General features: G+C 67.1%; 9 protein-coding genes. 3 read left to right on the top strand and 6 right to left on the bottom strand.

The annotated features are described in order from the left end of the window. Positions 1-540: 540 nt before the first annotated feature. Genes AB0L58_RS21670 through AB0L58_RS21660 form a run of 3 tightly spaced genes read right to left on the bottom strand, consistent with a single transcriptional unit; the run spans position 541 to position 3,235 of the window. Positions 541-987 (bottom strand): SRPBCC domain-containing protein, encoded by a 447-nt coding sequence (locus AB0L58_RS21670; RefSeq protein WP_364389206.1) that lies wholly within the window; start codon positions 985-987, stop codon positions 541-543. Positions 988-1,040: 53 nt separating this feature from the next. Further along, positions 1,041-2,480, bottom strand: a complete 1,440-nt coding sequence (locus AB0L58_RS21665; RefSeq protein ID WP_364389205.1) for an alpha/beta-hydrolase family protein — start codon at positions 2,478-2,480, stop codon at positions 1,041-1,043. Further along, entirely contained in the window at positions 2,477-3,235 is a 759-nt protein-coding gene (locus AB0L58_RS21660; RefSeq protein ID WP_364389204.1) for a hypothetical protein, read from the bottom strand. Before AB0L58_RS21660 ends, AB0L58_RS21665 begins: the two co-directional genes overlap by 4 nt. Positions 3,236-3,436: 201 nt before the next feature. Between AB0L58_RS21660 and AB0L58_RS21655 the strand changes: the two genes are divergently transcribed. Then, complete coding sequence (locus tag AB0L58_RS21655; RefSeq protein WP_364389259.1) at positions 3,437-4,636, top strand: histidine kinase; 1,200 nt, start codon at positions 3,437-3,439, stop codon at positions 4,634-4,636. Positions 4,637-4,838: 202 nt separating this feature from the next. Next, positions 4,839-5,504, top strand: coding sequence for a response regulator transcription factor (locus AB0L58_RS21650; RefSeq protein WP_364389202.1), 666 nt, complete (start codon positions 4,839-4,841; stop codon positions 5,502-5,504). On the opposite strand, the gene AB0L58_RS21645 is transcribed toward AB0L58_RS21650, so the two are convergent. Next, on the bottom strand, positions 5,501-6,388 hold the full coding sequence (locus AB0L58_RS21645) for a hypothetical protein (protein ID WP_364389201.1): 888 nt from the start codon (positions 6,386-6,388) through the stop codon (positions 5,501-5,503). The two genes, AB0L58_RS21650 and AB0L58_RS21645, sit on opposite strands and share 4 nt — an antisense overlap. Positions 6,389-6,650: 262 nt before the next feature. Between AB0L58_RS21645 and AB0L58_RS21640 the strand changes: the two genes are divergently transcribed. Continuing rightward, the gene (locus tag AB0L58_RS21640) at positions 6,651-8,633 is read left to right on the top strand and encodes a protein kinase (RefSeq protein ID WP_364389200.1); all 1,983 of its coding nucleotides are present in this window, start codon (positions 6,651-6,653) and stop codon (positions 8,631-8,633) included. Between the two features lie 380 nt (positions 8,634-9,013). Here the strand turns inward: AB0L58_RS21640 and AB0L58_RS21635 are convergent, their stop codons facing one another. After that, a complete protein-coding gene (locus tag AB0L58_RS21635) occupies positions 9,014-11,506 on the bottom strand; it encodes an FtsX-like permease family protein (protein WP_364389199.1) in 2,493 nt (830 codons plus the stop codon). Beyond that, positions 11,503-12,219: an ABC transporter ATP-binding protein gene (locus tag AB0L58_RS21630; RefSeq protein ID WP_364389198.1), complete on the bottom strand. Its 717-nt coding sequence runs from the start codon at positions 12,217-12,219 to the stop codon at positions 11,503-11,505. The genes AB0L58_RS21635 and AB0L58_RS21630 overlap by 4 nt, the downstream gene beginning before the upstream one ends. Positions 12,220-12,238: the final 19 nt, after the last annotated feature.

The raw sequence follows: 12,238 nt of genomic DNA, 5'->3' as shown, positions 1-12,238 counted from the left end.
CGGGACGTCTCAGGGTTCGGTGTCGAGCTCGAACTGCGTGTCTCGGCTCATCCGACTCGCGTGCTCTTGCGGATGTTCGTTCGAGCGTGGTTCGGGACGTCTCAGGGTTCGGTGTCGAGCTCGAACTGCGTGTCTCGGCTCATCCGACTCGCGTGCTCTTGCCGATGTTCGTTCGAGCGTGGTTCGGGACGTCTCAGGGTTCGGTGTCGAGCTCGAACTGCGTGTCTCGGCTCATCCGACTCGCGTGCTCTTGCGGATGTTCGTTCGAGCGTGGTTCGGGGATCTGAGGGTTCGGTGTCGAGCTCGATTGCGTGCTCTGCTGTGGTTGAATCGCGCGCTCTTGCGGACCTTGGTTCGAGAGCGGACAAGGGGTCTCGGGGCTCGGCATGGAGCCCGAAGTTTCGCCCGGCGCGGCCGTCAGTCGGTTTCGCGCATGTTCTCGTACGAGGCTCGGCGTATCGGGCCTCGTGGCGGTCTGCGACGTACTCGGGTAGGCGTGCCGCAGCCGCGCCGGGATCTCAGGATCAGACGGGTGCGTCGTCAGTGGGCGCGCAGGGATTCGGCTTGCTTCTGGATGCCTTCGGTCATGCCCGCGAACCCGCGCTGGAGGTTTTTGCCGAGGGTGGCCACTACCAGGGGGTGCAGCCAGCCGCCGAGTTCGAAGTGGGATTCGTAGCGGGTGCGGTCGGCGCCGAGTGGGGTGACGTGGTGCGAGCGCAGGCTGTGTAGGGCGCCGAGGGGGACCGGCTTCATCGAGTAGCTGAGTTCGGTGCCCGGGGTGTGCGAGACCATCCATTCGCGCTGGCGGCGCGGCTTGGGGCCGGAGAGCGCGACCAGCATATCGATCGGTTCGCCGGGGACGAGGGTGCTGCGGCATTCGATGCAGAAGGGGTTCCACTCGCCGTAGCGGGGGAGGTCGGTGATCACCTGCCACACCAGTTCGGCGGGGGCGTCGATCTCGACGGTGGCATCGATGACAAAGGGCATGGTTAGCAAACTAGAACATGTTCTATAGGCGATCAAGCCTCTCGGCAGCATGATCAGCAGCGGCCCATGGCGGTGCCCTGATCGGTGCCGTAGCGGTGGCCGTGGCCCGGCGGCGCATTCAGCGCGGCGAGCAGATCGGCACTGGTCTGCAGGAAGCTGACCACCGGAAGCCATTGCGGCGCAGGAGCATCCACCCGGACATCGCGGAGTTCGGGCGCGCGCCACAGCAGCGACGGCGACCAGTGCACCACCGGATCCGAGCTGTTGGCCAATACCGTCGCGCCCGCCCGATGCACCTGACCGGCGGGCGGACCCGCCCACAGCGTCGCGCAAGTCCGGCGATCCTGATCGGCGTCGTCGGTGAATATCGAGCTGCCGCCGAGCGCGCCGAGGCTCTGCCCATAGACGTAGAGCTCGGGTTTGTGGTCGAGCGTACCGATGCGACGCTCCACGGCATCGAACAGCGCCCGCGCGGAGGCGACCGCATCGTCGCGCCCGAAGACGAAGGTCACCCAGCTGGGGGCGTAGGAGTACTGCATTCCGACGAGGGCGACATCATCGCCGAAGCGTTCGTAGAAGCCGCGCACCGCATTCGCATCGATCCATCCGGACCCGGTCGGCACCGCGAGCACGATATTCGACCGCTCGAATCCACCGGACCGCTCCAACTCCCGAATGGCAAGGGCCACACGAGAATCGAGGTCGGGCGCGGAGTCGAGTCCGACGTACACCCGTCTCGGTCCGGCGGGTGATCCGGCAACGAACTTGCGCCCCTGTGCGCCCAGTGACAGCCAGCTGATCGCGGATCCGGCGCTCCCGGACCGGATGTACGAAACCGGTTGCACCAGTTCGGGATCGATCGTCGCATTGGCAGCCGCGTAGGCACTGCGTCGCCAGTCGACAGCCGTGGGTATCCCCACGAGGTAGAGCATCGACGCCGCGACGACACCCACCGCGATGCCGCGCGTCCAGCCCAACTTCCACGCGCACCACCCGGCCACGCGGACGATTCCGGTGAGTACCCCGACAATCGCTACGGATATGAAGGCCCAGCACAGCCAGTAGTCCGGACCGATCAGCTCCGTACCCATCGCCGCACGCAACCGGTTCTGCCAATGGCTCGCCTGCGCGACCATCCCGACGACGGCGATCGTGGTCAGACCGAGCAACGGTGCGCGAAATCGAACCAACCGACGGTTGATATCGAAATCCCAGCGCCGCACGGCAAATCGAAGAGCTCCCGCAGCGGCCAGCGCAAGGGCGGCGAGCAGCCCGGTCAATACGGCCTGGGTACTCGGTGTGCGAGGAAGTAGGCCGGGAGCGAGCGATATCACGGTGCCGAGGCCGATTCCGAGCGTCGTACCGATCCGTGGATGCGTACCGCGGTGAAATCCTTTGGTGACGATCGTCTTCCATCGATTGCCTCGGTGCGGCGAAATGCTGGGCGAACTATCCTGGGCCGATACCGGTCTGGTCATGATCGACGTGCTCATGCCCGAATCCCCAGAGCGCCGATACGATTCGAAACTCCGCTCGACGGAGAACGGCGTCGGGCCCGCTCATCGAGCCGTCGCCCGACGAACGGCAGCAACCCGGCCGCCCCCAACCCGAGCGTACCGCCGCCGACGACCCAACCCGGCCACCCGCTACCTCCGGAACCCGATGCCCCGAGCGTCGATTCGACAACCGGTACCCCGTAGCCCTGCCGCCGCGAATTCAGATCGACGAAGGTATCCGCGATACTCGCCATCGCGTTGCACCGCCCCCGCGAGAACCCGTCCACGCGCGCCGCACACGCCTCGTGCATATGCGCATCCAGCGTCGCATCCAGCGCCTGTCTGGCCCACCCGCCGAGCGGCTGCCCGTGCGCATCCGCATAGCGCAGCAGGTCATATCCCAAATCATGTGCCTTACAAGCGGTTTCGAATTCGCTGGGCAATGTCACCGGTGACGAGCAATCCCCGTCCGGATTCACCAGCAGCCCATCCACAACGGCGGGCCGATAACCGAACCGCTCCGCGAAGTCGGCGGGAATCACGGCGACCGATCCCGGCCCGCCCGAGGTCAGCTCGAGCACGGCGGCACCAATCGCGGCATCCTCCACCGGCCGCTCGACGGTGGCGGCATGCGCCGCGGGTGCCAACATGATGGTGGCTGCCATGGTGGTCAGCGCGGCCGCCGTCAATGCGGCAGAGCGTCGTGCGATGGATCGGGTTCGGGCGCCGGCAGCGATGGTCGGTGTGCTCATGGTGCTCGACGCTAGGAATCGCCCCCGCTACGCCACCTCACGCCGCGGAGCGGTTTCGCTGCCCGTGCCGCCGGGGGAGCGCACGCGAGACCTCCCACTCCGGTACTGGCACGGAATTCACCCGTGGGTATGAGGACCCAGACCGCCCGGCTTCCTACTGTCGTAGCCATGAGGGAAAAACGGCGTAGCTGGATCAAGGGGATGAACGCGCGGATGTGGTTCGACGCGTGCACCGTGCTGCTCGCGGTGATCTTCTACGCCGTCGCGTGGCCGACCCTGCACCTCACCCATGACGTACCGGTCGCGGTGCAGCCGTTCATTGCCGCGCTCGCCGCATTCCCGATCCTGCTGATCCGGCTGAATCCGGCGCTGGGTTGGGCGATATCCGCGGGTTCGGCCCTGCTCATCGCCCTGGCCATCCCGAATCAGCCGAATAATCAGATCCCGATCCAGGTCGTGCACATTCTGTGCCTGTTCGCGCTGCTGTTCGCGGTGGCCCTGCGCGCGGCGGTCCCGATCGTCGCGGTGGCCTGGGGCGCGACCTCCCTGCTGCTGGCCACCACGATGACCAGCGACGGCGATATCTCCGGCGCCGCCTGGGCCTGGCCCATCGCCTTCGCCGCCGTCGTGCTGTTCGCGATGCTGGTGCGCTGGCTGGTGCAGTCGCGCAAACAGCTGCTGGCCAAGGAGGAGGAGAACGAGCTGGAGCGGGCTCGGCGCGCGATTCTGGAGGAGAAGGCCCGCATTGCCCGTGACCTGCACGATGTCGTCGCCCACCACATGTCCCTCGTCGTGGTGCAGGCCCAGACGGCGCCGTATCGGGTCGAGGGTGTGACGCCCGCCGCCCGCGCGGAATTCGAATCCATCGGCGCGACCGCCCGCGAGGCATTGAACGAGATCCGCGGCATGCTCGGCGTCCTGCGCAGCGACGGTCAGCAGCCCGAACACGCACCGCAACCGAAAGCCGCCGATGTGCTCGGCCTATTCGAGGGCGCGCGCCGCGCCGGTGTGCGCATCGACTGGACCGTCGACGGGCTGCTGGATCCGGTCCCGGATTCGGTCGGCCTCGCGCTCTACCGGATCGTCCAGGAGTCGCTGTCCAATGCCTCCCGGCACGCCCCGGGCGCGCCGGTGCAGGTATCGATTGTCGTCGACACCGACGCACTGCACTTGCGCGTCGGCAATGCGCTGAGCGCCACCGTCGCCCGTCCGGTCGGCAACGGCGGTCACGGCCTCGCGGGCATGCGGGCCCGAGCGCTCGCGGTCGGCGGCGAGGTATCGGCGGGCCCGTGTGCGGACGGCGGCTTCGAAGTGCAAGTGCGCCTGCCGATCCTTCCCGCGACGCAGCCGGAACTCGATCCGGCGACTACTGCGACAATCAGCGCCGCGAACGACATCTGACCGGCATCACGTCGACGGTATAGGCCCTCTCCGCGGCTGTGTATCGTGGCTATTCGCCTACTGGGCAACTGATTTCGTTGGCACATGGGTAACTCGTCGGGCACGTCCACAACTGGTTACGTGCCTGACGCAGGACCTGAACGCTACTGATCTCGCACCTGACTAGTATGGCCTGAATACGCGGAGAGGCGGATGAGCGTTCGTGGCAATTACTGTTCTGATCGCCGACGACCAGGCCATGGTGCGTCAGGGCTTCGGCGCCCTGCTCGCCGCGCAGTCCGATATCAGCGTGGTCGGTGATGCGCCGGATGGAAAGGTCGCCGTCGCCGAGGCAAAGCGGCTGCGCCCGGATGTGGTGCTGATGGATGTCCGCATGCCGGAGATGAACGGACTCGACGCCGCGCGCGCCATCCTCGCCGCCGGTTTCGACCCGCCGGTTCGGGTGCTCATGCTGACCACCTTCGATATCGACGATTACGTATACGAGGCGTTGAGCATCGGTGCCAGCGGATTCCTGCTCAAGGACGCGCCCGCGGAGGAGTTGGTGCGTGCGGTGCGTGTGGTCGCCGACGGGCAGGCACTGCTCGCCCCGACGGTCACCCGTCGCCTCATCGCCGATGTCACCCGCCGCCGCACCGCCAGCCGCGTCAAACCCACACCGGCACTGGCATCACTGACCCCGCGCGAACGTGAGGTGCTGGAGTTGATCGCCAAGGGCATGTCCAATACCGAGATCGCCAGCACGCTGTTCGTCGCCGAGCAGACCGTGAAAACCCATGTCTCCAAGGTGTTTTCGAAATTGAATCTGCGCGACCGCGCGCAGGCAGTCGTACTCGCGTACGAATCCGGACTGGTCACCCCGGGCTAGCGCGGCTGCTGCGGGCACTTACCGCCGTTGAGATCGTCGAGGTGCCGCGACAGCAGCCGGGCCAGCCGATCGAGCAGGGCGGTCGCATCTTCGAATGTGCCCGAATCGGCCTGTGCCGCAAGCGCGACCGCGACACCGCCGGATCGGGTCGGCACGATGCCGAACTGGCGGACGGTGTAGACGCCGGTTTCGTCGTCCGGGCCCCAGCCGCCCTTGAATTCGGTGCCCTCGATGGTGCCGAGGCCCCAGCGCTGTTCCGGCGTGATCTGTTCCATCAACTCGACCACGGCGCCGGACTCGGGCAGGCACGGCAGCTGCGAGGCGAAGCGCACCTGATTGGCCAGCGTCCATTCGGTCGCGCCGAATGCGATGTAGTCCATGCTGGTCTTCGGTCCGTACACATTGGTCAGCGCGTCACCGGCCTCGTCCAGGACCTCCTGAACGGCCCGCGCGGCCTCTTCGCTGTCGCCGAGTGACTCCCAGAGCGCTTCGGCCGCATCGTTATCCGAGACGGTGATCGCCTCGTGCGCGTATTCGGTGACACCGGTCGGGTCGTGCCGCAGCGCCGCGATGGCCAGCGGCACCTTGATGGTGGACCAGGCGATGCCGCTGGTCCAGTCGCCGAAGATGGTCATCCGGCCGCCACCGACCGGCATGATGGCCATCCCGACCTGGCCCGGCAGATTCGGCTGCAGTTGGGTGAAATCGGCGGCCAGCGAATCGGGCCGCGAGATCGACCAGCCGGGATGCCAGGATCCGGGCCGTTCCACGGGTAGCGTCGGTTCAGCGGGTGCGTCGTGGGTACTCGTCAACAGCGAGCAGGAGGTGAGAGTGACCAAAACCGTGAGTGCCGCGCCGCGCAGCGCCACCCGATAATTCACCATCGTTCTTGTAGACCTCACCGCCATGTTCTCCCCACCACCACAACCTGACACCCGTTGTTCCATCGGCAGTGCGAAAAAATCCTCGTCACACCCGCCCGGTCGGTGACCGGACGTCGCGCGATCAGCACCGGATCATGCCAGGAGCTGACACGGTGCTGACGCCCTGTTGATAGTTTCGCCGATTTTCCCGGAGAATTCGAAACGGCGTGGCCAAGAGGCTACCCGGTAGGCTCACAACTCTGTTTACGCGTTCGGATGACCGATGTCCGAGGGCCGCAGTCACCTGAAGGGGGTCGCGTTGCTGAACAGCGGTGAGGTGTTCGCCGGGTTCACCGTGGAGCGGCTGCTCGGGCAAGGGGGGATGGGCTCGGTATACCTGGCCAGACACCCCCGCCTCGGTAAGCAGACGGCGCTGAAGCTGCTGAATCGGGAGCTGTTCACCGACGCCGAGGTGCGTGCGCGCTTCGAGCGGGAGGCCGATCTGGCCGCGCATCTGGACCATCCGAATATCGTCGCCGTATACGACCGCGGCTCCGAGGACAGCCAGCTCTGGATCTCCATGCAGTACATCGATGGCGTCGACGCGGCGACCGTCGACCCGATGACGCTGCCGCCGGAGCGGGCGGTGCAGATCATCGAGGGTGTCGCGGCGGCACTGGACTACGCGCACGGCATGGGCGTATTGCATCGGGATGTGAAGCCCGCCAACTTCCTGCTCGCCCGTTCCAGCGGCGGACAGGGCGAGCGGGTCTTCCTGACCGATTTCGGCATCGCCCGGCTGCGTGAGGACTCCACTCATCTGACCCAGACCGGGATGTTCAGCGCGACCCTGTCCTATGCCTCGCCGGAGCAGATGACCGGAGCCAAGCTGGACAACCGCACCGATCAGTATTCACTGGCGTGCGCGCTGTACTGGCTGTTCACCGGCATGGCGCCATTCGACGCGCCCGATCCGAACGACATCATCCGCGGGCATCTGCAACATGTCGCCGCGCCATTGGCTACCCGACGACAGGGGGTGAATCCCGCGCTCGATGGCGTGCTGGCCAAGGCGATGGCCAAACATCCCGAGCACCGGTACGCGACCTGCGTCGAATTCGCCGCAGCGGCCCGCCACGCGTTGACCGCGCCACCGGTTGCCACCGTGCAGGTGAGTCCCGGCTTCCCTCCGGCGTACCCGGGACAGACCGTTGGATCCGCGCCGCCCGCACCGGGATTCGGTACGCCCGCCGATCAGGTTGCCTTAGCACAGTCCACGCAGGCCGTCGGACCGGCTGGATACGCCGCGCCGCCGCAGGCCTATCCACCAGGACAGCAGCCGGTACCGCCACACGCCGCGGGTTATCCGGCGGCACCTGCGCCGCAGGCGGCCGCCTATCCGGCGGCACCGCAGCAGGCGGCTCCGCCACCGGGGCCACCGGCGCAGGGCCAACCGACGCCCGGCTCGCCGATGCCGGGTCAGCCGACGCCGACTCAGGGCCCGCCCGCTGCGATGCCGCCGGCTGCCGCGCCGCCCCCGTTCGGGCCGAATGCCGTTGCCCCGCAGCCGACGCCGGATCGTGGGCGGAGTACGGCGGTGCTGATCGGCTGGATCGCCGTCGGCATCGTCGCCGCGGTGATCGCCGTGATGGGCACACTCGTGGTCGTCGGCTGGGATTCGGAAGGTCCGCCCGATTCGGCGGTGCCACCACCGGTCACCTCCACTGCGGTGGCCGCTCCGTCCGATGCGCTGGCCAAGAGCCGCAGGCTGTTTCCGAATCTGGTGCCGCAGGGCAAGGAGGATTTCGGCGAGGCCTATCAGGACGCGCGTTGTATGGCGTCGGAGGCCGGGGAGGCGCTGGGGGTCGAGGACGAACCCTTGAAATTCAGCCCGTGGATCACCGCATGGGAATGCCATCGCGAAACCCAGACCACCGCGCAGATGAGCTACACCATCCTCGAATACCCCTCCGCCGCCGACGCCCGAGCCGTGGTCCAGGCACTGCCCGCCAATATCGCAACGGCCGCCAAGAAGAGCGGAATCCCGGTGAATACCCACCGCTGGGTCGTAGAGGACCCGCCCGGCCCCCTCCAGCCCTTCTATCACACGGCAAAACTGGTGGTGAGTTTCGAATCCGACCCCGCCCGCTCGAATTTCCTGGTGTACGTGAGCAACCACGGCACCGCCGGGGGCGTCCAAACCGTCCCGCCGACACCTACCGCCCAGGACGCACTGACTGCATGGTGGGACGCGGCGCCGCTGTAATCACTTGCCGGACAGCTGAATTCGGTCGGAAATCGGGCGATCTGCCCACGCGGAACGAGTCGACAGCCCCGACCGTGCTGCGACCACGCCGAGACGATCACCGAGCGCTCCGCTGTGTGCCTACTCGCCGCGGTGTGGGCGTCGCCCAGCCCTAGCCGCGTGCCGGACTCGGCAATCGCGGGCGTGTGTGACAAGCGCCGCGGGATCGGCCTCCAGCTTGCGGCGCGTGGACTGCGGTGGGCACCGAACGGCCGTAATCGCCTGCCGGACAGCCGAGTTGGATGCCGCTAGGGAATCCGGCATATGAGTCGCCACCGCTGTAATCGTCCGCCGAACAAACCGATCGGGCGGCCGCACGCAATGCGACAGCCCGACCGGACTCAGTCGACCGCAAGTGCCTCCACGATCGGCATCCGTGCCGCACGCAAGGCGGGCGGAATCGATCCGAGCAGTGCCAGTGCCAGAGCGGCGGTGCCGTAGACCAGCAGCATCGGACTCGGCTGGTACTCGATGTCGATTGTCAACGCGTGCCCGGTGGCGACGGTCGCCAGATACTGGATTGCCGCGCCGACCGCGAGACCTATTGCCGCGCCGATGAATCCGATGCCGACGGCCTCGGCGAGCACCGAGCGCAGCAGGAACTTGCGGCTGGTACCCATGGCTCGCAGGACGCCGAGCTCGCGGCGGCGTTCCAGGACCGAGAGCATCAGGGTGTTCAGCAGTGCCACGGTGGCCACCAGTACCACGATCCACAGAATGGCATAACTGATGGCCGAGCCCTGCCGCAGACTGGAAGAGATCGCGATGACCGCTTGCGCGCCGGTATCGACATGGATATCCGCGGGCACAACCCGCCGCACAGCGGCTTGCACCGCCGACTTGTCGACGCCCGGTTGGAAATGCACCGCGAGCACGGTTTCGCCCGGCCGCTGATACCACGCGCGCATCTGGTCGAGATTCATCACCACCACACCCGAGATGGCCGAGATGTACGGAATCACATCCAGCACCCGCACGGTGTGGTTGCCGGTCGGGGTCGGCAGGGTCAGTTCCGCCCCGGCGCTGATGCCGAGTGATCGCGCGACATCCCGCGAGATCGCGACACCTTGCCCGGTGGCCAAGTGGGCCATGACCTCTCGACTCACCGAACCGGTCTCGGATTCGTCGGCCTCGCTCGGATAGCCCTGTAGCATCACCCGCCCGGTGCCGAGGGTGGCGAAGGCCATCTGCGCGGGCCCCACCTTCTCGACCCCGGGCACCTCGGCGATCTTCTCGCGTAATCCGTTGGGCAGCAACGGCCCGGTCGGGAACTGCTCCATCGAGCTGGTGCTGACGAACAGATCGGTATCGGCGAAGCCCGCGAACGAAGCGGTCGCCGAATCCACCATATTGCGCGAGCCCCCACCCATCGCGACGGTCGCGGCTACGCCGATCATCACCGTCATCGCGGTGGCCCACACCCGCCGCGGTGCGCGTTCGAGTGTGGTGGCCCCGAGCGTGCCCGGCGCGCCGAAGCGTCCGGCGATCGCCGCGGCACCCCGCACGATCGGCCCGGTGGCGGCGAAGCACAGAGCCACCGCCCCCGCGAACGACATCGAGATCGCCGCCAGCGACGTACGGCCCAGGTCGGCTTCGGCGATGACGATCGCGCCGACGATCAGGCCGACGCCGAGCACGATCGAGGCCCAGCGCAGTGCCGCACTCGTCGCATCGGTGCGCGCCGCCCCCACCGGCGCCAACGCCTCGATCGGTTCGACCTTGTACACCTGGCGCGCCGCGACGGCGGCCGCCACGACGCTGGCTACCACACAGGCTCCGATCGCCACCGGAATCGCGTAGCCGGGCACCAGATATTCGGTGCGTGCCTCCACCGACTGCATGATGGCGGTGGGCAGTTTGCCGATCGCGACGCCACCCATGACGGCACCGATCACCGCGCCGCCCACCCCGCCGAGCACGCCGAGCAGCGCCGCCTCCACCAGCAGATCGCGCACCATCGGCCCGCGCTTGCCGCCGATGGCCCGCAGCATCGACAACACGGGTCTGCGCTGGGCGACCGCCATACTCATCGCGTTGTAGATCAGGAATGCCGAGACGATCAGGGCCGCCGCCGAGGCCGTCACCGTCGAGTACCGCACGATCTGGATGGCGCCAGCCGCCTGTGCGGTGCGCAATCCGGGATCGGCGACCACGGCCCGGCCGTCGACCACCTTGGTCAGCGTCTCGCGCAACTGGTCCACATCGGTGCCAGCGGTCGCGATGATCTGGATCGAGTCCAGCCGCCCGACGCGGTCGGTGAGTTTCTGTGCGAGCCCGAGCGGGGCGGCGATGATGTGGCCTCCGTTGAGTTGCTTGGAGGTCTTCTTGTCGAGAACCGCTGCGACGGTGACGGTTCCGGAGCCGAGCGGGAATTGTTCACCCTCGGCGCGCCCCATCCCGGCTCCGACCAGGACACCGTTCGGCACGGTGAGCAACTTGCTCGCCTGTGCGGCCATCGGCCCACCCAGATCGCTGCCGAGTGCGGTGATGCTGGTGTCGGCGCCGATCAGTAGTGCCTTATCGGCACCGGATCCGACCTGCGCGCGCAACATCGGCACCGCCTTGTCGACGCCGGGTGTGGTCGCGATCCGTTGCAGTTCCTGCTGATCGAAGCCCGCGTCGGTGATCCCGGTGACCTCCAGCACGGCCTTGCCGCCGAGACTGCGGGTGAGCCGGTCCACCGAACCGGTGACCGAACCGGAAATGCTGAACACCGCGACCAGCAGCGATGCCGAAACGGCCATCACGGTCAACGACATGAAGGTGCGGCCGCGGTGGGCGAGCAGTTCACCGATATTGAACAGGCGCAGCCGATCCCATGCCGCGCCGATCACGCGCGCACCGACCGCGTGGCGATATCGACCTTGTCATTGGAGCCGATCTGCCCGTCGCGCAACGTGATCACCCGGTCGCAATATCCGATCGCGCCCATATCGTGGGTCACCATCACCACCGAATTACCGTTGCCCGCGATTTCGCCGAGCAATTTCAGGATGGACGCACCGGTCTTGGAATCCAGGTTGCCGGTCGGTTCGTCCGCCAGGATCAGCGGCGGATCCATGATCAGCGCCCGCGCCACCGCGACCCGCTGCATTTGACCGCCGGACAATTCGGCGGGCCGGTGGGCGGCCCGCTCGCTCAGCCCGACCAGGTCGAGCAGTTCGAGTGCGCGCGGCTTGGCCTTGCGCAATCCGGTGCCGTCCAACAACTTCGGAATCGCGACATTCTCCCAGGCGGTGAGGGTCGGCAGCAGATTGAAGAACTGGAAGATGAAACCGACACGGTGGCGGCGGAATTCGGACTGCCGCTCATCGTCGAGGCCGCCGATCTCCTCGCCCTGGAAGCGGATCGAACCGGAGTCGGGAGTGTCGAGCGCGCCGAGCAGATGTAGCAGCGTGCTCTTACCCGAGCCGGACGGCCCGATGATCGAGGTGAATTCACCGGATTCGATGCGCAGGCTGATGCCGTCCAGCGCGCGCACCGTCTGTTCGCCGACGCGATATTCCTTGGTGATATCCGTCAGTTCCAGCATGGCCTGGTCCGACATCGCGGTCCCCCACCTCTTT

This window comes from Nocardia sp. NPDC052112 (assembly GCF_040680135.1).
Classification (GTDB): domain Bacteria; phylum Actinomycetota; class Actinomycetes; order Mycobacteriales; family Mycobacteriaceae; genus Nocardia.
The sequence above is the reverse complement of the archived record's forward strand: the minus strand, read 5'-3'. Positions and strand labels throughout refer to the sequence as shown.